The organism is Aquibium carbonis, assembly GCF_003970795.1.
Taxonomy (GTDB): Bacteria; Pseudomonadota; Alphaproteobacteria; order Rhizobiales; family Rhizobiaceae; genus Aquibium; species Aquibium carbonis.
In genome coordinates, this window is sequence record NZ_RWKW01000012.1 from 1 (window position 1) to 19846 (window position 19846).

The 19846-nt window shown below is 65.5% G+C and carries 22 protein-coding genes and 1 pseudogene; 17 read left to right on the forward strand and 6 right to left on the reverse strand.

Annotated elements, in window-relative coordinates:
• Nucleotides 1–108 precede the first annotated feature (108 nt).
• Nucleotides 109–1014: a LysR family transcriptional regulator gene (locus tag EJC49_RS03935; RefSeq protein ID WP_126698165.1), complete on the reverse strand. Its 906-nt coding sequence runs from the start codon at nucleotides 1012–1014 to the stop codon at nucleotides 109–111.
• Nucleotides 1015–1132: 118 nt separating this feature from the next.
• Between EJC49_RS03935 and EJC49_RS03940 the strand changes: the two genes are divergently transcribed.
• Genes EJC49_RS03940 through EJC49_RS03950 form a run of 3 tightly spaced genes read left to right on the forward strand, consistent with a single transcriptional unit; the run spans nucleotide 1133 to nucleotide 2354 of the window.
• Nucleotides 1133–1678 (forward strand): hypothetical protein, encoded by a 546-nt coding sequence (locus EJC49_RS03940; RefSeq protein ID WP_245453250.1) that lies wholly within the window; start codon nucleotides 1133–1135, stop codon nucleotides 1676–1678.
• Complete coding sequence (locus EJC49_RS03945) at nucleotides 1588–1914, forward strand: Atu4866 domain-containing protein (RefSeq protein ID WP_126698166.1); 327 nt, start codon at nucleotides 1588–1590, stop codon at nucleotides 1912–1914. Before EJC49_RS03940 ends, EJC49_RS03945 begins: the two co-directional genes overlap by 91 nt.
• A 47-nt stretch (nucleotides 1915–1961) precedes the next feature.
• The gene (locus EJC49_RS03950; protein WP_126698167.1) at nucleotides 1962–2354 is read left to right on the forward strand and encodes a carboxymuconolactone decarboxylase family protein; all 393 of its coding nucleotides are present in this window, start codon (nucleotides 1962–1964) and stop codon (nucleotides 2352–2354) included.
• An 87-nt stretch (nucleotides 2355–2441) separates the two neighbouring features.
• On the opposite strand, the gene EJC49_RS03955 is transcribed toward EJC49_RS03950, so the two are convergent.
• A complete protein-coding gene (locus tag EJC49_RS03955; RefSeq protein ID WP_126698168.1) occupies nucleotides 2442–2852 on the reverse strand; it encodes a DUF1761 domain-containing protein in 411 nt (136 codons plus the stop codon).
• 71 nt (nucleotides 2853–2923) lie between these two features.
• Here EJC49_RS03955 and EJC49_RS03960 point away from each other — a divergent pair, with 71 nt between their 5' ends.
• The gene (locus tag EJC49_RS03960; protein ID WP_126698169.1) at nucleotides 2924–3691 is read left to right on the forward strand and encodes a helix-turn-helix transcriptional regulator; all 768 of its coding nucleotides are present in this window, start codon (nucleotides 2924–2926) and stop codon (nucleotides 3689–3691) included.
• Between the two features lies 1 nt (nucleotide 3692).
• Nucleotides 3693–4466, forward strand: coding sequence for an alpha/beta fold hydrolase (locus tag EJC49_RS03965; protein ID WP_126698170.1), 774 nt, complete (start codon nucleotides 3693–3695; stop codon nucleotides 4464–4466).
• Nucleotides 4467–4704: 238 nt separating this feature from the next.
• Here the strand turns inward: EJC49_RS03965 and EJC49_RS03970 are convergent, their stop codons facing one another.
• The gene (locus tag EJC49_RS03970) at nucleotides 4705–5427 is read right to left on the reverse strand and encodes a glutathione S-transferase family protein (protein ID WP_126698171.1); all 723 of its coding nucleotides are present in this window, start codon (nucleotides 5425–5427) and stop codon (nucleotides 4705–4707) included.
• Between the two features lie 68 nt (nucleotides 5428–5495).
• Between EJC49_RS03970 and EJC49_RS03975 the strand changes: the two genes are divergently transcribed.
• Complete coding sequence (locus EJC49_RS03975; protein ID WP_170314602.1) at nucleotides 5496–6119, forward strand: TetR/AcrR family transcriptional regulator; 624 nt, start codon at nucleotides 5496–5498, stop codon at nucleotides 6117–6119.
• Nucleotides 6120–6178: 59 nt separating this feature from the next.
• Nucleotides 6179–6400 (forward strand): annotated as a pseudogene (locus EJC49_RS26255) (LysR family transcriptional regulator); the annotation flags it as partial.
• On the opposite strand, the gene EJC49_RS03985 reads toward EJC49_RS26255, so the two are convergent.
• Together EJC49_RS03985 and EJC49_RS03990 are read right to left on the reverse strand one after the other, a co-directional pair.
• Entirely contained in the window at nucleotides 6400–7413 is a 1014-nt protein-coding gene (locus tag EJC49_RS03985) for a dipeptidase (RefSeq protein WP_126698174.1), read from the reverse strand. The pseudogene EJC49_RS26255 and the gene EJC49_RS03985 overlap by 1 nt on opposite strands.
• 51 nt (nucleotides 7414–7464) lie before the next feature.
• Entirely contained in the window at nucleotides 7465–8076 is a 612-nt protein-coding gene (locus EJC49_RS03990) for a cupin domain-containing protein (protein ID WP_245453251.1), read from the reverse strand.
• A 164-nt stretch (nucleotides 8077–8240) separates the two neighbouring features.
• Here EJC49_RS03990 and EJC49_RS03995 point away from each other — a divergent pair, with 164 nt between their 5' ends.
• The 6 genes from EJC49_RS03995 (at nucleotide 8241) to EJC49_RS04020 (ending at nucleotide 14785) form a co-directional block, all read left to right on the forward strand.
• Entirely contained in the window at nucleotides 8241–9752 is a 1512-nt protein-coding gene (locus EJC49_RS03995) for an ABC transporter substrate-binding protein (RefSeq protein WP_126698175.1), read from the forward strand.
• Nucleotides 9753–9851: 99 nt separating this feature from the next.
• Entirely contained in the window at nucleotides 9852–10769 is a 918-nt protein-coding gene (locus EJC49_RS04000) for an ABC transporter permease (protein WP_126698176.1), read from the forward strand.
• Nucleotides 10770–10776: 7 nt separating this feature from the next.
• Complete coding sequence (locus tag EJC49_RS04005; protein ID WP_126698177.1) at nucleotides 10777–11688, forward strand: ABC transporter permease; 912 nt, start codon at nucleotides 10777–10779, stop codon at nucleotides 11686–11688.
• A gap of 24 nt (nucleotides 11689–11712) precedes the next feature.
• Nucleotides 11713–12726, forward strand: a complete 1014-nt coding sequence (locus tag EJC49_RS04010) for a dipeptidase (RefSeq protein WP_126698178.1) — start codon at nucleotides 11713–11715, stop codon at nucleotides 12724–12726.
• Entirely contained in the window at nucleotides 12723–13769 is a 1047-nt protein-coding gene (locus EJC49_RS04015; protein WP_425358796.1) for an ABC transporter ATP-binding protein, read from the forward strand. The genes EJC49_RS04010 and EJC49_RS04015 overlap by 4 nt, the downstream gene beginning before the upstream one ends.
• On the forward strand, nucleotides 13766–14785 hold the full coding sequence (locus EJC49_RS04020; RefSeq protein ID WP_126698179.1) for an ABC transporter ATP-binding protein: 1020 nt from the start codon (nucleotides 13766–13768) through the stop codon (nucleotides 14783–14785). The genes EJC49_RS04015 and EJC49_RS04020 overlap by 4 nt, the downstream gene beginning before the upstream one ends.
• A 270-nt stretch (nucleotides 14786–15055) precedes the next feature.
• On the opposite strand, the gene EJC49_RS04025 is transcribed toward EJC49_RS04020, so the two are convergent.
• Nucleotides 15056–15721, reverse strand: coding sequence for a TetR/AcrR family transcriptional regulator (locus EJC49_RS04025; RefSeq protein ID WP_126698180.1), 666 nt, complete (start codon nucleotides 15719–15721; stop codon nucleotides 15056–15058).
• Between the two features lie 176 nt (nucleotides 15722–15897).
• On the opposite strand from EJC49_RS04025, the gene EJC49_RS04030 reads away from it, so the two are divergent.
• The 4 genes from EJC49_RS04030 to EJC49_RS04045 all read left to right on the forward strand — a co-directional run bounded on the left by EJC49_RS04030 (nucleotide 15898) and on the right by EJC49_RS04045 (nucleotide 19834).
• On the forward strand, nucleotides 15898–16746 hold the full coding sequence (locus EJC49_RS04030; protein ID WP_245453252.1) for a uracil-DNA glycosylase family protein: 849 nt from the start codon (nucleotides 15898–15900) through the stop codon (nucleotides 16744–16746).
• A gap of 4 nt (nucleotides 16747–16750) precedes the next feature.
• Entirely contained in the window at nucleotides 16751–18385 is a 1635-nt protein-coding gene (locus EJC49_RS04035) for a GMC family oxidoreductase (protein ID WP_126698181.1), read from the forward strand.
• Entirely contained in the window at nucleotides 18382–18702 is a 321-nt protein-coding gene (locus EJC49_RS04040) for an NIPSNAP family protein (protein ID WP_126698182.1), read from the forward strand. Before EJC49_RS04035 ends, EJC49_RS04040 begins: the two co-directional genes overlap by 4 nt.
• A gap of 67 nt (nucleotides 18703–18769) precedes the next feature.
• A complete protein-coding gene (locus EJC49_RS04045) occupies nucleotides 18770–19834 on the forward strand; it encodes a BMP family ABC transporter substrate-binding protein (protein ID WP_126698183.1) in 1065 nt (354 codons plus the stop codon).
• Nucleotides 19835–19846: the final 12 nt, after the last annotated feature.

Below are 19846 nucleotides of genomic sequence, written 5' to 3' on the forward strand. Positions count from 1 at the left end.
GCAGGGCGTCTCCTTCGACATCGACTAGGGATGCGATCGAGCGGCCGGCGCGAGCGCGCCGGCCGTTGGCCGGGCGCAGAGCCCATTCCCGCGGGCGCGGCGAAAGCCCTAGGCCGGAGCAGTCGCGCGCCGCGCCATGCGGACGTGATCGACCATGGCCCGCAGCTTGGGCGACAGGTCGCTGCGCTGGGGGAAATAGAGGTAGAACCCGGGGAACGGCTGCAGGTAGTCTTCGAGGAGCGAAACGAGCTCGCCCTTGGCGACGTGAGGTTCGAACGTGTCGGCGGTGGCGAAGGTGATGCCGCCCCCGGCGAGTGCGGTTCGCAGCAGGAAGCGCAGGTCGTTCGAGGTGATCTGCGGGTCGACCGCGATGTCGAAGGCCTTGCCGTCCTTCTCGAACTCCCACCGATACGGCGCTACGCGGGGGCTGGGACGCCAGCCGATGCAGCGGTGGCGCAATAGGTCCGAAGGCGTCTCGGGGCGCCCATGGCGGGCCAGATAGTCCGGAGCGGCCACGACCATCTCGCGCTGATCCCCCGTCAGCGGCACCGCGATCATGTCCTGTTCGATCACCTCGCCCAGTCGCACGCCGGCATCGAATCCCCCGGCCACGATGTCGAATTCCTCGTCCGTCACCGTCACGTCCAGCGTCACCAGGGGATGGGCTGCGGCAAAGGAGGCGACGAGCGGACCCGACAAGAACCGCTCGGCGATGGAGGTGGCGGCGATTCTCAGGCGCCCGCGCGGCACGGCGTCGTCGGCGCCCCGTTCCATCGTCTCCGCGATCTCGGCCAGCGGTCGCGACAGCGCATCGCGCAGACGTTCGCCCGCCTCCGTCAGCGTGACCGCGCGCGTCGTGCGCGTCACCAGCTGCGCGCCGAACTGGTCTTCGAGCCGCCGGATCCCCTGGCTGACCGCCGAACGCGTGACGCCCAGCCGGTCGGCCGCGGCACGAAAATTATGCGTTTCCGCGACGGCGAGGAACAGCGGCAGCAGATTGAGGTCGGCCTTCATTGGTTAGCAGCACTCTCCATTCAGTCCAGTCATCGACAGATACAAGCGACAGTGCGGGCAGTCTACCTGTTGCCGTGATGCGAGGCGCTGGCCTCGCGCCACCTGAAAGGAAAGAGACATGAAGGCTTTCATGATGACCGCCGCGCTGGTGTTGGCTGGAACGGGCCTCGCGCCCGCCTGCCCCGCCACGGGCCCCGACGCCCCCGGCGCCCTGCATGCCGACTGGATGATGCAGGGCTGGGAGCGCAACGAAGGCGACCCGGATTTCGTCTTCGCCGGGAAGATGGCACGCTACTACGATCTCGAGGACACCGGCGGTGTCTTCTACGACAATTTCGCCCCGGGAGAGGCGCAGCTGTTCGGTGACGCCGCGGTCTACGGCGCCAACTGGCAGGGGCTGCAGAACGCGGCGCGCTCCGTCCGCCACGGGCTGACCGACGCCAACGAGGCGCTGGTGGGCGACACCGTGGCCTCCACCACGCTCGGTTTCGTCGGCCGGATCGATCGCCTCGACGGCGCGGTCATCGCCTTCGACGGGCGTTCGCAGCTTGGCTGGGCCTGCGTGGACGGCGCATGGAAGATCCGCCACGAACTGAACTACGCCTGGATCGTCGAGCCGGAGGAGATCGCGCGTTTTTTGGGTCGGCGGGGGAGGGATCGGTGACGGTCCCTGCCGATTTCACCGGCCTTTGGGTCACCGATGACGGGCACATCCGTCATCGACTGCTCGCGAATGGCCGATACGTCGAGGCACGCGGCACACGCGAACGCGCCTATGAGGGCCGGTACGAGATATCCGGCACCCATATCGAGTACTGGGACGACACCGGCTTTACCGCCGACGGCGACTTCGTCGACGGCGTTCTCCACCACGCGGGCATGGTCCTGCGACGCCGATGAGGCGGCAAGACCGCTCAACTCTGACCATTCCATGGAAGGACCACAGCATGACCACCGAAACCAGACTGGAACGGGGCCGCAGGATGCTCGACCGGATCGACGGTCAGGCCGGACAGGCCGTCATCGACGCGCTCCAGGACATCGCGCCCGACTTCGCCGACTATCTGTTCGAATACCCGTTCGGCGACATCATGTCCCGGCCGGGCCTTGGCCTGCGGGAGCGAGAGATCGCGACCGTTGCGGCCCTTTGCGCGCTCGGCACCGCCGAGAACCAGCTCAGGGTTCACATCCAGGCCGCGCTGAACTGCGGGGTCAGCCGTGACGAGATCGTCGAGATCCTGATGCAGATGTCGGTCTACGCGGGCTTTCCCGCCGCGCTGAACGGCTTGATGGTCGCAAAGCAGGTGTTTTCGCAGGGCGAGCACGGCGGCGAGCGCTGAACGACGCGAAACGAAGCCACCGGAAGCGGCCGGACCGACCGCTTCCGGTGGCAGCCGCGCATTCGCCCTGCGTGCGAGCGCTGCGCGTCAGAAGAACGACAGCACGAGCGCGATGACCAGTCCAGCCGCCAGATGATATCCGCCGCTCACCGCGCCATAGAGCATCGGGTTCGGAATGTTCGGATTGATGCCGGTGTTGATCGTCGTGGCGGCCAGAAAGCCGAGGCCGACGAAGAAGCCCAGCCCGAGCGCTTCCGACGTCGTTTCGATGCGCAGGCTAGCCATCAGTACGGCCATGGCGAAGGCCGTGACCAGGCTCCACACGGCGGGCCCGGCGATCATCAGGGGCGCGGGCCTGGCGTTCGGGTCGTGCATGCGCCCGAGGGCCGCCGAATAGGCCCTTCCAAACAGCGCGGTGAACCAGAGGCCGCCGAGCCCGAAGGATGCGACCGTGGCCGCGATGATGCCGATCCAGCTGATGTCGGTGAAGGTGAACATGGTCCCTGCCTTTTGAGTTTTCGCCGAGAGGTTGATAGAGCACCCCTGCTGACAGATTCCGGCAGTTTGAAATGGCACGATCCGATCGCCTCTTTCGCCTGTTGCAGGCCATGCGCCAGATGCCGGCGCCGATCACGGCGGCGCGGCTGGCCAGTGAAACCGGCGTCTCTCTCCGCTCGCTGTACCGGGATATCGACAGCCTGCGGGCCGCGGGCGCCCGGATCGAAGGCGAACGCGGCTATGGCTACCGGCTGATCGAGGATTACGCGCTGCCGCCCCAGACCTTCGACCGCGCGGAAATCGAGGCGATCGCGCTCGGTCTGGCCGAGGTTCGGCACATGGGCGACCCGTCGCTGGAAAAGGCCGCCGTCTCGGCGATCGCCAAGATCGCCGCCACGCTGCCGGACGAGCGCGAGCAATACTTGTTCCATGCCGTCTCGAAAGTATACCGCCCCGAGATGCGATATGAAGCGACGGTGGACGTCGACGTCATTCGCCAGGCCTGCTGGACGGAAGAAGCCCTCGGCATCCGCTACGTCGACGAGGGCCAGTCCGTCACCGAGCGCACCATCCTGCCGCTGGCCCTGGCCTATACCGATCGAACGCTGACGGTCATGGCCTGGTGCTGCCTGCGGGAGGCCTTTCGGATGTTCCGCGTCGACCGGATCAGCGCGGTGCGAACCGTCGGAACGAGCTTTCGTCCAAGGCGCGCCTTGCTCCTGCGGCAGTTCGTCGGCGAACTGGAGGCGCGGGACGCTTTAGACCTCGACGAGGACACCCATCGCACGGCGCCTCCGATGCGCGCCGTGGGACGACGCAACCAACGACCGGGGCCATGACGTGCTGCATCATGTTCAATCGGGGCCGCCGGACGGTGCGCCCATCGTCTTTCTGCACGGCGCGAGTTTCGACGGACGGATGTGGGGCGGGATGCTCCCCTTCCTGCCGGACTGCCGCTGCCTGGTGGTCGATCTGCCGGGGCATGGTCGAAGCGCAGGCGTGCACTTCACCAGCTTCGACGAGGCCGCCGACGGCGTGGCCGCCGTGGTCCGGCGTTCGGCTCATGGCAAGGTGACGATCGTCGGCATCTCCATGGGCTCCTATGTCGGCTTGCGCCTTCTGGTGCGTCATCCCGATCTGGTCGGGCATGCCGTCTTCAGCGGCTTTCAAAGCGGCCCCATCGCCATGGGTCGATCCATGCGGGCGGTGATGGCCGTCTCATCCTGGATGATGAACTTCAAAGCCGTCCGGGAGAACATGGTCCGGTCGATGGGGAGCTCGGACGTCGGTCTCGTCAGCACCCTGGACGGAAAGCCCAATGCATCGGCGGCAACGACCCGGCACGTCGGACGGCTCGCCATGGATTTCGATGCCCGGCCCGACCTGCCCAAGGTCGCCGCGCGCACGCTGGTCCTCGCCGGGGAGAAAGAGCATCCGGCCATCAGGCAGTCCCTGGCCGTCTTCGAACGGTCCATCCCCTCTTGCGTCTCGGCCATCGCGCCTGGAATGGGTCATGGCTGGATCGCACAGGCGCCGGAGCTGTTTGCCCGCACCGTACATGCGTGGATGAGCGACAGCAGCCTTCCGTCCGCCCTGCTCCCGGCAGACCGCTAGCCGGGGATGCGGCGGTCGGGCGTTCCCGGTCGCCAGGGGCCGGTGGCGCGCACAGGCGATTTCATCTCGTGGTCGCGATCGGGATGGCCGCGACGATGGTCTTCGCCCGCGAGCGGACGGGCGTCCTGCCCGGCCTGCCGTTAAGACGGGGAACCCGCTGACCGACGCCGCGAGGAAAGACCTGGCCGAAGGGCGCGAGGTCCGCCCGGCCGCGTCGCAGCGCCCGTCGAAGCACCGGTCATCGGACGGTCGGGGTCTTGCTGCTCCCGAGACGTTCGATCCGGTCGAGCCAGGCGCAGAGACCGGGGCGGGACTTGATGTGGTCGGCGACCGGCGTGGACATCGGCCATCTGGCCATTGGCTGCATCATGCCATAGGCCGACACGTCGGCGAGCGAAGGCCGGTCCCCGGCCAGATAGGCCTGGTCTCCCAGCGCCGCCTCGATGGCGTCGACGTCGGCGATGCCCTTGCGCACGATGACATCGTCGGCGTGGCGGGCGATGCCGCGCGCGTGCAGCTGCTTGCCCAGCTGCCGGCAGACCATGGTCGCCGCCAGCCCCGCCAGGGGTCGTGGCGCCATCGACCGCGCGACCTCCATCACGAAAGGGCGGCCGTTCGGGTGAACGAACATTTCCCACTCGAACACCATGTGCAGGTGCTCCTCGATCATGCGTCGAAAGCCATGCAGCCGCGCGCGCTCGACAGAGTCGAGGCCGGCATCGATGTCGAAGCCGTAAACGCGCGCGAGCCTGTCGATGATGATCTCGGAATCGGGAATCCGCTCGCCGTCGAGCTCGATCCACGGGTTCTTCTTGTTCGGCCCCTTGCCGGAATTGTTCTCGATCACCTGCTCGTAGGCAATTCCCCCGATGTCCAGCCATTTGAGAACCTTCAGGGCGAAGGGGCCGCCCGTGGGCAGGCCGAAGGCGGGGAAGAAGGTGAAGACGCGAAGCTGGGGCATGGCCGTGTACCTTGCTTACCATCGGTAAGTCATCCTACTTACCAATGGTAAGCTGTCAAGGGGGCGACGTGGCGACACGCAGGCGGGTGACCAGGGAGATGATCGTCGCGGAGGCGAGGCGGCTGGTGGCCGAGCATGGCACGTCGGCCCTCACGTTCCAGGCGCTCGCCAGCAGTCTGGGCGTCAGCAAGCAGGCCATTCTCTACTGGTATCCCAGCAAGCGCGCGCTCGCGAAAGACTTCTGCCTGCCCATCCTCAAAGAGGAAAGAGACGTGGTGGTTGCGGCCATTGCCGAGGCAAGCTCGGCGACCGAAGCGATCACGGCCTTCGTTCGGGCCCTCGTGCGCTATCATCTGAGCGATCTCGGCCGGTTCCGGATGCTCTATCTCTGGCTGCAGTTCGAGCCGGGGGTGGCGCTGCGGCCGGGCGACGAGCACCTGCTCGACCCCATCCACGAAACGACGGGCTCCAGCTATGACGTGCTCGAAGCCAAGATCACCGCCGACCCATCCTTCCTGGGCGATGGCGATGCGCGCAAGCTGGCGGTCGCGGTCGACATGGCCGCGCTCGGGCTGGTCACGATGATGGCCATGGCCGAGGCCATGAACGATCCGTGGCGGCATTCGACGGACTCGATGGTCGATGCGCTCGTCGACCTGCTCACCGGCAAGCACGGGTCCGTTCGGTCGTGACGAGATCGCCAATGCCCCGTCGGACACGACGGATCGCCCGTCGACCATGTGGGCCCGGGGAAACCCTGCAGCCTGCCGGAGACCTCATCGGACGCCTGCGCGTCGCGATGCCGCTCACCTTCGGCCCGACGCATCTCGCGCCGGTCCTGGCCGAACCGGCGCGCCGCGATCCCAGGCTTTACATCCACTCTTCCTACAGCGACCGCCTCGCCGATCTCGTCGCCGAGGGCTCCAAACTCATCGGCAGATGCGCGCGTCGATACCGCTGTTTTCAGGACGCTCAGTCTGCTCGCCAGACATCCTTCATGACGCGCAGCCAGTTGCCGGAACGCACCTTGTCGATGTCGGACTGCGAGTAACCCCGCGCCTTCATCCCGTCCCAGATGCGCGGCGTGTGCGCCAGGGACTGGAAGTCGACGTTGAGGCGCTTTTCGTAGGTGTACCAGTCTCCGAGCACGCCGGTGATGTTCGGGCTGTATCCGTTCGGCCCGTAGGACTTGTCCCATTTCTCCGGGCTCGGCGCCTGTCCTTCGGTCACGTCGCTGGCGAAAGCGACGTGTTCGATCCCGCCGATCTTCACGAGATGATCGATGTGGTTCAGATAGTCATCGAGCGTGGGGCGCTGATCGTGGCGTACGGCTGGCGACCACATCACTGCGCCAATCAGCCCGCCGGTTTTGGCGACGGCGCGGATATGCTCGTCCTTCTTGTTGCGAAGGCTTGGACACACTTCGAAGGCGTTCGCGTGGCTAATGACCATGGGCCCCTTGGCTGCCGCGAGATAGTCGCTCGTCGAGCGGTGTCCGCAGTGGGACAAGTCGATGATCAGGCCGAGACGCGTCATCTCGTCGATCCATTCGACGCCTTTCGGCTTCATGCCCTTGTCGGCCTCCCTCTCGAAGGGTGCGCCATAACCGAGCGTGTTTTCCTCGTTGTAGGTCGGCTGCAGGATGCGGACGCCAAGCCGCTTCATGGTGGCGAGGAGGCGGAGATCGTCCTCGACCATCATGGAGTTCTGGGTGCCGAGAATGTAGCCGAGCTTGCCTGAGCGATGCGCGCTTTCGATGTCGGCGACTGATTTCACCACCGTTGCCACATCGCTCATCGCGTCGATCCTGGCGCAATTGGCTTCGAGTTCGACGAGGGAATCCGACAGTCCGACAAAAGGCGACATGGCTGTCAGATTGACCGCCGATACGCCGCCCTCGAGCGTGCGCATGACCTGGTCGCGCGAAACCGCTGCGCAATTCAATCCGTCGATCGTCAGTGGGGAGCCCGCGGTCGTGCCTGTCATCGCATTTGCCTCGTTTATCTGTTTGTCGGTTTGGGGAGAGGTGGCGAGAGATCACTTCTCGCGGTAATTGACCCACAGGGCCTTGGCCGGACGGTCCCCGGCGTTCCGGAACTGGTGCGGCCGGTTGCTGTTGAAGCGAAAGCTATCACCTTCGCCGAGGATGTGCTTCTTGCCGTCGACGATCAGCTCGATGCCGCCTTCCATCACGAACCCGGCCTCCTCGCCGCTGTGCGCATAGGCTTCATCCCCGGACTTTCCGCCCGGTTGCAGCGTGATCATGAAGATGTCGAGCCGCGGCACGCGACTGAAAGGCGTGAGCAGTTCCTTCGAGGCCCCCGAATCCGCCAGGTCGATCCGCTTGCGCTCGGCGGGACCGGCCGTGATGCGGTGTCCTTCGTCGCTCGACGGTTCGGAGGGAAAGACGTCCCCGATGCTGACCTCAAGTGCCTCCGCGATGCGCGCCAAGGCGCGAACCGACGCCGAGGACAAGCCCCGCTCGATCTGGCTCAGGAAGCCGACCGAGAGACCGGCGCGGACCGCCAGTTCCTTCAGCGATCGTCCGCGAACCTTCCGCAACTGCCTGACGCGATTGCCGACGGCAACATCGGTTTGATGCTGGTCGTCTCCGATGGCGTCCTTGTCAGCCAGTGAATCCTTCGACACGAATCGTCCTCGCTGTGAACCTTACTTATACACCAATCATATTTGTGAAATTTTCGTTTGTAAATTCACTCTGGTCTGCATAGCATCGGAAATGTTCAGCCAACCTCCAGAGAGAGCGCTGATCCAGGAGGTCCGGCGATGGACCGCAACAATGGGAGCCGCAAATGAAGAATACCATTCGCAAGCTGCTGCTCACGGGCATGCTGAGCGTGGCGACGCTCGCCGGCGCCCCGGCCGCGACCCTCACCGTGGCGCAGAACTTCGATCCGCAGACGCTATGGCCCAACGGCACGACCGCGTCGGACAATCTCAACGCCGGCTCTGCAATCGTGGAGGCGCTTTTCTGGGTCGATCCCCACGGCGAGGAGTTCAAACCTCTCCTGGCGACCTCGTACGAACTCGAGGACGACACCGCCGTGCTGGTCAAGCTACGCGAGGGCGTCAAGTTCACGAACGACGAGCCGATGAATGCCGATGCTGTCGTTCACAGCTTCAATGTCTTCATCGACAAGGAGAAGAGCCCCGCCTATGCGCGTGTCTCCGATCCGTTTGCGAGCATCGAGAAGGTCGACGACCTGACGGTGCGCATCAAGCTCAAGTACCCCTTCCCGCCGATCGAGCTCGCGTTGAGCCAGCTCTACATCACGCCGCCCGGCTACTGGAACGAAGTCGGGCTCGAGGCCTACGGACAGAAGCCGGTCGGAACGGGCCCATTCGTGTTCGACACCTGGGCGCGCGATGACCGCCTGGTCATGAAGGCGAACGCGGACTACTGGGGCAAACTGCCCGAGGGCATCGACGAAATCGTCTGGAGACCGGTCCCTGACGACATCGCCCGCGCCGCCGGCCTCACCACCGGCGAATACGACGTCGCTTCAAATCTCGCCGTGACGTCGGCAATGGAGTTGGAAAACAACCCGGATGCCAAGTTGGTCCCGGTGCCGAGCTATCGAATCTATCAGATCATCCTGTCCTCACTTGAGGAGCACAAGAGCCCGCTGATGGACAAGAAGGTGCGCCAGGCCCTCAACTATGCCGTCGACAAGCAGGCCATCATCGACAACCTGTTCTTCGGCAATGCCGTGGCTCTGAAGGGCCAGGTCCTTCGCGAGCCGCAGATCGGCTTCAACCCGGATCTCGAGGACTATCCCTACGATCCGGAGAAGGCGAAGCAGCTTCTGGCCGAGGCGGGCTATCCCGACGGGTTTGAGATAACCTACAAGTTCCCGTCCGGACGCTATGCCCAGGATCGCGAGGTCTCGGAAGCGGTCGCCGGCATGCTGACCGAAGTCGGCGTGAAGACCAACATGGTCGTCCTGGAGCCCGGAGAGTTCCTGCGACAGCTCCGTGCGAAGGAGCTCCAGCCGATGGCCTTCGTCGGACTCGCGCCGCAGGACGATCCGGACCTGCAGGTGTCTCAGTACCACTCGTCATGGCGCTATTCCTACATGAACAGCCCCGAACTCGACGCGTTGATCGATGCCGGCAAGCAGGAAATGGACCGCGATAAGCGTGTTCAGATCTATCGGGACGCCATGACCCTCATGCGGGACGAAGCACCGATCATCTTCCTCTATGGCGGCGTGGACTTCTATGCCGTGACCAACAGGCTGGAGAACTTCATGGCCCGCGGTGACGGCCGGTTCTTCTTCTACGACACCAGGCTCCAGGAGTAGTCCCAAGGCCCGGCCCGGGAACAGTAACCCGGGCCGGGGCCCGTTGCGCTCCACCCGTCCGCCCGCTTGCCTGTCGATGCGATCCGATCGGAAACGCCGATGCTTCAGTACGTCGCCCGAAGATTGATCCTCACGCTTCCCGTTCTGTTCGGAATTCTGCTGATTTCGTTCATGCTGACCCATATCAGCGGCGACCCGACGGATCTTATCCTTTCGCCCGATACGCCGGACGAGGCGCGCGAGCTGTTTCGTCGGAAGCACGGCCTCGACCAGCCGATCTGGGTGCAGTTCTATCAGTTCTGCGTCCATGCGCTGCAGGGCGACTTCGGCAATTCGCTGCGCTTCAACGAACCCGCCACGAAGCTTGTGCTGGAACGGCTGGGCGCCACCACGGAACTCGCCGTCACGGCGATGCTTCTTGCCATTCTCGTCGGCGTGCCGGCGGGCGTGATCGCCGCCTACCGGCGCAACACCGCCGCGGACGTTGCCGTGAGGACGATCACGTTGCTCGGGCAAGCAGTTCCGTCATTCTACCTCGGCATCCTGACCATCATCATCTTCGCGGTCTGGCTGCGCTGGCTGCCGAGCGGCGGGCGCGGCACCTGGCTCCACCTGATCCTGCCGGCTACCACGCTGGCGCTCAACCTCGTCGCTCTCATTGCCCGCACGACACGCTCCTGCATGCTGGATGTCCTCAATCAGGACTACATCCGTACCGCGCGTGCCAAAGGGCTTGGCGAAAGCTGGATCGTCTGGGTTCACGCGCTCCGCAACGCCTTCATTCCCGTGTTGACTGTGATTGGCCTGCAGGTCGGGCTGCTCATGGGTGGCGTAGTCGTGACGGAGACGGTGTTTTCTTGGCCGGGCGTCGGCCGGCTCGCGATCCAGGCGATCTATGCCCGCGACTTCCCCGTCGTGCAGGCTGTCGTGCTCTTCTTCGCGTTGATCTTCGTCGGTGTGAACCTGATCGTCGACCTGCTCTACGCCGTGCTGGACCCGCGCATAGGATACCGTTGAGTTGCCGATGACGATCGCCACGCTCCCCCTCCAGAACGACGACGACCTGCCGCCGCGCCGGAGCCTCTCCCGCATAGTCCTGAAACGCCTCCTCACCAAACCGGCAGCGGTGTTCGGGCTCGTGATCATACTGCTCTTCGTTGCGTTCGCCCTCGTGCCGGACCTTTTTTCCCCACACGATCCCTACGCCCAGTCGCTGATCAGGCGCCTGAAGCCGCCATCCTTCCTCGATCGCGGCGTGGACGGTTATCTGCTCGGCACCGATCATCTCGGACGCGACACGCTCTCGCGCATCATCCACGGCGCCCGGACCACGCTGCTGGTCAGCCTGTTTGCTGTCGTGGTGTCGGCGGTCGTCGGCATCTGGGCCGGCCTCGTGGCCGGGTTCTTCGGCGGCAAGACGGATGCTGTGATCCTGCGTCTCATCGACATGCAGCTCGCCTTTCCGGTGGTGCTCCTCGTCATCGCCATTGTCGCCGTGGTGGGGCCATCGCTGACGAACCTGATCGTCCTGATGGGACTGTCGGCCTGGCCGCGCTTCGCACGCATCGTGCGTGGCTCGGTGCTTTCGGTGCGCGGGCTGGAATACATCGAGGCGGCCCGGTCGATCGGTGCCGGCAAGCTGCGCATCATGCTGCGACACATCCTGCCCAACATCCTGTCGGCGATCATCGTCTACGCGAGTTTCGAGCTCGCCCGTATGATTCTGCTCGAAGCGACGCTGTCCTTCCTGGGGCTGGGCGTTCAGCCTCCCACGCCGACCTGGGGCGGAATGATCAACGACGGCAAGAACTACCTCTCGATCTCCTGGGCCGTATCGCTGTTTCCCGGGGTAGCCATCGCTCTCATCATCCTCGCCTTCAACCTTCTGGGCGACGAAATCCGCGACGCGCTCGATCCCCAGCTCAGCCACGATTGAACCGCAATCCGAAAGGACCAAGCCATGAACATGATTTCCACGCGCAGCCATCGCGAACGCACCCCGGTCATCGACGGGCTGAACTGCGCGGTTCTCACGCGCGACCAGTTCGAGCGGACGCTGGAGGGCCGGGTCGCCGCGCTCAATCTCACCTCGATGCGGCCGGCGAACGATCTCGCGGCTTCGATGGAGGACGTGGCGAAGGCGCTTGCCGTCGTCGCAGCGAACGCCGATCTCGTGTCCGTCGTCGCCTCCGTGGCGGAGATCCGCCAGGTGACGGCGCAGGGAAAGCTCGGCATCATCCTCGGCACGCAGAACTCGACCTTTCTCGAGCACGACCTGTCGCTCCTGCGGGTCATGCAGCGCCTCGGCGTGCGCATCATGCAGCCCACCTACATGGAACAGAACGAACTCGGTTCCGGCGTCCTGGCCAAGCAACCCGGCGGCCTCACCGCGAAGGGGCACGAGTGGGTCGCGCTGATGAACGAGACCCGCATGCTCGTCGATCTCTCCCACGTCGGCTACCAGACGGCGATGGATGCGGCGAAGGCGTCGAAGCGCCCGGTGATCTGCAGCCATTCGAACGCGCGCGCCTTGTGCGACAGCCTTCGCAACATTCCCGACGACCAGATCCGCGCCGTCGCCCGGACGGGCGGCACGGTCGGCGTCACGCTCTGGCCGCCGATGCTGCGCCACGCTACGCGCCCGACGCTCGACGATTTCTTCGATCAGGTGGATCATATGGTGAAGCTGGTCGGGATCGACCATGTCGCCTTCGGCAGCGATTGCTCGGAGCAGACCAAGACCGAGGAACAATGGCAGGCGTCGTTCGGACCTCGCGGCATCTATCCGGAGGTGACCGGCATTCTCGGCGACTGGTTCATCTTCACGCAACGCTTCACCGAAGGCTACGAGAGCCTCGCCCATACCGGACGCCTGATCGACGGCCTAGGCGCGCGGGGATTCAGCGAGGCCGATGTGGACAAGATCATGGGCGGTAACCTGCTAAGGGTCTACGAGGACGTCTGGGGAGAATGAATGCCCTCGCGACCATACCGGACAGGATCGACATGGCCGACCCGATCCCGGTCCTGAGCGTCTCCGGGCTGAAGACGCGGCTCTTCCTGAAGGACGGGGTACTCCCCGCCGTGGACGACGTCTCGTTTTCGGTGATGCCGGGAGAGACGCTCTGCATCGTCGGCGAATCGGGCTGCGGCAAGAGCATGACGGCCCTGTCCATCATGCGGCTCCTGCCACGTCCGGTCGGGCGCATCACCGGCGGGTCGATCATGGTCGACGGCGTCGGCGACCTGGCCGAGCTGTCGGAACGCCAGATGCGGCGCGTGCGCGGCAATCACATCTCGATGATCTTCCAGGAGCCGATGACGTCGCTCAATCCGGTGTTCCGGGTCGGCTACCAGATCAGCGAAGCCATCCGTGTCCACCACCGGGTCTCCGCCTCCGAGGCAAGGGATCGGGCCATCGACATGCTCGAGCAGGTTCGCATTCCGCTTCCTGCGGAGCGCTACCGGAGTTTCCCGCACCAGCTTTCAGGTGGCATGCGCCAGCGCGTGATGATCGCTATGGCGCTCGCCGGGCGACCGAAATTGATGCTCGCCGATGAACCCACGACCGCGCTCGACGTCACCATCCAGGCCCAGATCCTGAAGCTGATGAACGAATTGAAGCGCGAGATCGGGATGTCGCTGGTGCTGATCACGCACGACCTCGGCGTCGTCGCCAAGATGGCCCAGCGCGTCCTCGTGATGTATGCGGGCGTCGTGGTCGAAGAAGCGGACGCAAATTCGCTCTTCGCCCGGCCCCTTCACCCATACACGCAGGGCCTGCTCCGCTCGATTCCCCGGCCAGCGGTCCGCAGGGAGCGCAAGGGAGAGATCGACACGATCGAGGGGACGGTGCCGGCTCTGACCGCCTTGCCAACGGGTTGCCGATTTTCCGACCGTTGCCCGATGGTGCACGAGCCCTGCCGCAAGTTGGAACCGCCGCTTGCGTCCCCCGACGACATAGCCGCGCCGCATCGCAAGGTGCGTTGCTGGCTGCATGCGAGTCCACCGCAATGACCGCGCCGCTGCTCGACGTGAAAGGCCTCAAGCGTCATTTCCCGACGGAGAGTCCCCTCTTCGGGGCGAAGCGCTTCGTGAAGGCCGTCGATGGCGTCGACCTCGCCATCGGCAAGGGCGAGACGCTCGGGCTGGTCGGCGAGAGCGGTTGCGGGAAGTCGACGCTCGGGCGTCTCATCGCGCGGCTGGACGAGCCGACGGCGGGCGAGATCGTCTTCGAGGGGCGCGACATCGCCCGTCTCGACGACCGCGCGCTGCTGCCCGTGCGCCAGTCGATCCAGATGATCTTCCAGAACCCCTTCGCCTCGCTCAACCCGCGCATGACCGTCGGCGCCATCCTCGAGGAGCCGCTGATCATCCACGGCAAGGGCGACCGGTCGAAGCGGCGGCGGCGGGTGATGGACCTGCTCGGCCAGGTCGGCCTGCGGCCCGACCACGTCGATCGCTATCCGCACGAGTTCTCGGGCGGCCAGCGGCAGCGGATCGGCATCGCGCGGGCGCTCGCGCTGGAACCGGACCTGATCGTCTGCGACGAGCCCGTCTCGGCTCTCGACGTGTCCATCCAGGCGCAGATCATCAACCTTCTGCAGCGTCTGCAGCGGGAGCTTGGCCTGTCCTACCTGTTCATCTCGCACGATCTCAGCGTGGTTGAGCACATCAGCGATCGCGTGGCGGTGATGTATCTCGGTCGAATTGTCGAGGAAGCGGACGCGGTCGAGATGTACCGGCGGCCGCTGCATCCCTACACCGAGGCGCTGCTCTCCGCGCATCCAGAGCCGGATCCGCTGGCGGTCTCCCGCGAGATCATCCTCGAAGGCGGCGTGCCCAGCCCCGTCAATCCGCCGGCGGGATGCCATTTCACCACGCGTTGCCCCTACGTGCAACCAAGGTGCAGCGAGACGACGCCGCCGCTCGTCGACCACCACCCCGGCCACAAGGCGCGATGCCTGCGCCTCGACGAGATCGAGGGGAACCGGCTGACCGAGGGAGCCCGCACGGTCGAACACAAGTCGTGAAGCGGATCGGCTCGGCGATGGCGAGCCACATCCGCCGTCGGCGTCTGGCGAATATGGGCGGTCGTGAGTGTGCGAGTTCCCGGTGGGTTGTGCGGCAGGATAGGGCCGCCCTCTCGCGCCGATGTGAAGCTCGACACGGCCCCTTGCCAGCGGCACGGGAAAACTCCGAATGGGTCGTACAGGCCGGCGGACGCCCTTTCGGCCTCAAAGCCGGAGCGTGCACGTTGCCTGCGAAACATTCTCCAGTGCGACCAGGAACGGGCTGAAATGCTAGGGCCGGCTTTCGGCGGCCAGGCAACCCGCAACGATGACGTCGACCACGGTCCTTCGCGCCGCCTCGTAGTCGGCTGCATCGAGTTTGGGCTTTCCGAGTGTCATGGCCGCGACCTCTGCGAAGTCTGCATAGAACTGGGTCGAAGCCCAAAGCATCATGAAGAAGTGCCTGGGGTCTAGCGGGCGCAACCGGCCGTCCCGGACCCAGCCGTCGACCACGTCCACCCGCTCGCGGGTGATTTCCTGCATATGGCGGCGCTGCGCCTTCGACAGGAAAGCGCCGCCCCGCATGATTTCGTTGGCGAAGAATCGCGACTCGGTTCCATGGCGGCGCGAATAGTCCAGCTTGGCCGCGATATAGGCCGCGATCGCCTCGCGCGGTTCCCGGTCGGCACGGATGTGCTCGAGTGCCTTGTCCCACCCCTTCAGCAGGCGCTCGATCAGGGTCGCGTAGATCGCCTCCTTGGTCTCGAAATAGTAGTAGACATTGGCTTTGGGCAGCCCGCTGGCCTCGGCGATCTCGGCGATGCGGGTCCCGTCGAAACCCTTCCGGGCGAACAGTTCGACGGCGGCGCGCAGGATCGTCGCCTCGTTGCGCGCGCGGATGCGATCCTCGGGTGCCTTGGGCGTCCTGCGTTTCGCCGTCACGCTTTCCCGCGCCATGCCGTGCGCCTCCAACCACTCACCCGGCAACCGGCATACATCGACGCGGGCGCCATTCCAACGTTGCAGCACGGTTTATTGGAACCTGACGATCCGGTCAAGAAAAGTGCGGCAGGAACTTGACATTCTGGTCAGGTTTTGGATTCATTCCCGACAGAAGGGGAGCGTCGGCGGACATGGCTGCAAGACTGGTCGATGCTTTGCGCGAAACGCTGGAGGGCTGGCAGGACGATCTGCCTGCAGCCTGGCTGCCGGTTCTCGGTGATGTCGAGCTGGGCTTCGAGGACTGCGACCCCGCTCTCGAATTCGAGGCCTGGGAGCCGATCTTCCCGGCGCGACGGGGGCGCATTTTCCCCGGCGCTCCGGCCGGCGCGCACGCGCTTCGCGCCTTCGACGTCATCGAGCCCGATGCTGTTCGCTGCGTTCTGCTCGGGCAGGATCCGTATCCAGAGCCGGGCTTCGCCACCGGCCGTGCCTTCGAAGCCGGCAACGTGGCGGCCTGGTGCGAACTCGACAAGATGTTTTCCAGGAGCGTGCGCGCCTTCACCCAGCAGATCTGCGCCGCGCGAACGGGCCGCCCCGAACTCGCCGCCTCGTTCGAAGCCTGGCCGACGCTGCTCGACGAGATCGAGGCCGGGAGGATCGGGATCGAGGCGCCCGGCGCCATCGCCGACCGCTGGGTCGGGGAGGGGGTGCTGCTCCTCAATTCCTCGCTGACGCTGTCGCGGTTCCAGGTGGCGGTCGACCCGCACCAGTCGCGCGGCCACCTGCCGGTCTGGCGGCCCCTGATCCAGGCGGTGCTGCGCCATCTCGCGGCCAGCGGACGTCCCATCGTCTATCTCGGCTTCGGCGACGCTGCGGCCGACAACCTGCGGCTCGCGGGCCTCGATACGCCGATCGCGCCCCAGGCCACCCTCCAGCGGCCGCATCCGGCCTTCGCGGACGCGCTGTTCTCGCTCGAAAATCCCTTCGTCGCCTGCAACCGCCATCTGGCGGCGGCCGGCGTGAAGCACATCGACTGGTGACGTCATGACGAAGGCCGCGACCTACGACTACATCATCGTCGGCGCCGGCTCGGCCGGCTGCGTGCTGGCCAACCGGCTCTCGGCCGATCCGGCCAACAGGGTGCTCCTTCTGGAAGCCGGCGGCCGCGACCGCAACCCGCTGTTCCGGCTGCCGATGCTGATGGGCAAGCTGTTCCAGTCCGGCATCTACAACTGGCACTACCACACCGAGCCCGAGGCTCATCTCGGCGGGCGCTCGCTCTACTGGCCGCGCGGCAAGGCGCTGGGCGGTTCCTCCACCATCAACGGCATGATCTACGTCCGCGGCAACCGCCACGACTATGATCGCTGGGCGCAACTCGGCCTGCCCGGCTGGTCCTACGAGGAGGTGCTGCCGGCCTTTCGCCGGTCCGAGGGGCACATCCAGCGCCAGGATGAGTTCCATGGCGGGAGCGGCGAGCTCACCGTCTGCCGCGCCCGAAGCAAGAGCATGCTGCACGACGTGTTCGTGGAGGCCGGCACCCAGGCCGGCCATCCCGCCAACGACGATTTCAACGGCGCCGAGCAGGAAGGCGTCGGCAAGTTCGACTTCACCATCAAGGACGGCAAGCGCTGGTCGACGTCCTTCGCCTTCCTGCGGCCGGTGCTGGCGCGGCCGAACCTGACGGTCGAGACCGAGGCGATGACCCAGCGCGTGCTGATCGAGAACGGCCGCGCGGCGGGCGTGCGCTTCGTGCAGGGCGGCGTGGTCCGCGAGGTCCGGGCCGAGCGCGAGGTCGTGCTGGCCGCGGGCACCGTGAATTCGCCGCAACTGCTGATGCTGTCGGGCATCGGGCCGGCGGACGAGCTCGCCGCGCACGGCATCGACGTGGCCCACGACCTGCCAGGCGTCGGCAAGAACCTGCAGGACCATGTCGATTGCGTGATGTCATGGGAATGCCGCCAGCCGGTGACCCTCTATGGCGACCTGCGCGCCGACAAGCTGGTGTGGTCCGTCGCGCAGGGCATGCTGTTCGGGACGGGCATCGTCACAACCTTCCCCTACGAGGCGGGCGCATTCCTCAAGTCGCGGCCGGACCTCGTGGCGCCCGACATCCAGCTGCATTTCATGCCCGCGCTCGAGAAGACCGCCAACCTGCACTTTCCCAATCCGTTCCGCCGCAGGCAGGCTGTCGAAGCCAATCACGGCTTCACGCTGCGCGTCGGCCCGGTCAACCCGGAGAGCCGCGGCGAGATCACGCTGCGTTCCGCCGATCCCGCCGACAAGCCGCGGATCGTCGCCAACTATCTCCAGTCCGAGTTCGACCTGCGCACCATGATTTCGGGCATCCGCATGACCCGCGAGATCATCGCCCAGGAGGCGTTCGCTCCCTACCGGGGCCGCGAACTGGCGCCGGGCCCCGATCGACTGGACGACGGCGAACTGGAGGCCTGGCTGCGCGCAACGGCGATGACGACGTTCCACCCGGTCGGCACCTGCAAGATGGGGATCGATCCGATGGCGGTCGTCGACGCGCGGCTCGAGGTCCACGGCATCGAGGGCCTTCGCGTCGCCGACGCCTCCATCATGCCGGTCATTTCAAGCGGCAACACCAACGCGCCCGCCATCATGATCGGCGAGCGGGCGTCCGACTTCATTCTTGGAAAGGCAGCGGCATGATCGTCGAGCATCGCACCTATACGTTCCGGCCGGGCACGGTCGATGGCTGGCTGAAGAAGTACGAGGCCGAAGGGCTGCCGATCCAAAGGCGCCATCTCGGCCGATTCATCGGGCTCTTCGTCAGCGAGATCGGCCCCTTGCACACCACGGTGCTGATCTGGGGCTACGACAGCCTCGCCGACCGGGAGGCGCGGCGCGCGGCGATGTATGCCGATCCCGAATGGCAATCCTTCATTTCCGGCGTCTGGTCGCTGAACGCGATCCAGACCCAGAACGTGATGATCATGAACCCGGCATCCTTTTCACCGGGAGCCTGATCGGTAGCAGCAGTCCACCCAACCACCACGAGACCGGCAAACGGCGACATCCAGAGGAGCTAAACTCATGACCAGCAAGCAGACACTCACTTTCCCGCGGCTGTCGTTCGACCGCCGAACCTTCCTGAAGACCGCAGCCGGTACGGCGGCACTCACCATGACCGGCGCCCTTGCGGCCGCGGTCGCCCACGCGCAGGGCGGGCTGATCGCGCTCGTGCACACCCAGGCCGCCGGCGATGCCGGTCCCGTCGATTCCATGATCGCCAAGCTCAAGCAACTGGCCGAGGAGAAGGGCCTGGAGCACCGCGCCATCTATGCGCAGGACCCGGCGACCTACGAGACCATCTTCCGCACGCTCGGCGATGCCGGCGCGGCGGTGGTGGTGTCGACCTTCAACGAGGTGGCCGAGCCGTTCAAGGCGGTTGCGCCGTCCTATCCCGACACCAAGTGGATCCAGCTCTTCGGCGACCCGTTCGAGCCGGCGATCCCGAACGTGGTGACGGTGTCCTACGACTATTATCTCGGTTGCTACCTGTCCGGAATCTTCGCCGGCCGCATCAGCAAGACCGGAAAGATCGGCTTCATCGGCGGCATTTCCATCCCGCCGCTCAATGCCGACTTCAATGCGCTGAAGGCGGGCGTCCTGTCTGTGCGTCCCGACGCGACGGTCACGGCAGCCTTCGCCGGATCCTTCCAGGATCCCGCCAAGGGCCAGGAGATCGCCACCCAGATGTTTTCCGACGGCATCGACTACATCCAGACCGATGCGGCGGCGACCGATTTCGGCATCATTGCGGCGGCCAACGAAGGACCGGGGCGCTATGTCAGCGCGCTCGATCCCGCGCAGTTCAAGCTCGGGCCGAAGTCGCTGATCTCCATCGTCGGGCTCGATTTCGGCGTCTCGCTCTACAACGAGGCGACGAAAGCGGTCGATGGCGACTGGACCGGCGGATCGCACGTCAACACGGGACTTGGCACCGGCGTGATCGAGTTCATGCTCTCGCCTCTGTTCCAGGACGAAGGCGACCCGGACATGGTTGCCAGGTCGAAGGAGGTCTGGGCCGAAATCGAGAAGGCCAAGGCCGGCATCCTCGACGGATCGATCGAGGTGCCGTTCAACACGACCCTCTGACCAGACCCAGAC